The organism is Paraburkholderia sp. RL18-101-BIB-B (assembly GCF_046026985.1).
Taxonomy (GTDB): Bacteria; Pseudomonadota; Gammaproteobacteria; order Burkholderiales; family Burkholderiaceae; genus Paraburkholderia.
In genome coordinates this window covers 1-550 of the sequence record NZ_JARESV010000191.1, presented here as the reverse complement: position 1 = coordinate 550, position 550 = coordinate 1, and the positions used below count along the sequence as shown (strand labels likewise).

General features: G+C 61.3%; 1 protein-coding gene and 1 pseudogene. Both read left to right on the top strand.

What is annotated here, in order from left to right; all coding sequences use genetic code 11:
* A pseudogene (locus P0D73_RS46655) lies at nucleotides 1-181 on the top strand (3-hydroxyacyl-CoA dehydrogenase); the annotation flags it as partial.
* A gap of 21 nt (nucleotides 182-202) precedes the next feature.
* Nucleotides 203-550, top strand: a 348-nt coding sequence (locus P0D73_RS46650; RefSeq protein WP_408436515.1) for a 3-hydroxyacyl-CoA dehydrogenase NAD-binding domain-containing protein, incomplete at its 3' end; no start/stop codon positions are given.

The following is a 550-nucleotide window of genomic DNA, read 5'->3' as shown; positions in this document are numbered from 1 at the left end:
CGAAATCCTCGTTACGCACCTGATGGAAGGAATCGGCATCGCACTCGACCTTCCCGGTAATCGGATGTTCGTCACAGACCTGGGCGGCTCCGTCTATTCCGCCGATCTCGATGGAAAGAACCAGCGCAACTTCCTCTTCGCCCAAGGCAACCTCACCGGCATCGCCTATGCCGAAGTCTGACCCACGCATTGGAGACATGACATGACTGATACCAAGAGCCAGCCCATTCGCCGCATCGCCATCATCGGCACCGGCGTGATCGGTGCCAGCTGGACCGCGCTGTTTCTCGCCAAGGGGCTGAAGGTCGTTGCGACGGACATCGCCCCGAATGCCGAAGCCCAGCTCAGGGCATTCGTGGAGGCTGCCTGGCCGGCGCTCACGAGATTGGGCCTGGCGCCCGGAGCGTCGCAAGCGAACCTGACGTTCACGCCCGTGCTTGCACAAGCACTCACGGATGTGGATCTGGTCCAGGAAAACGGCCCCGAGCGGCTCGAATTCAAGCAGGATCTTTATCGGCAACTCGATGAGCTGCTGCCCCCCCACGTGATC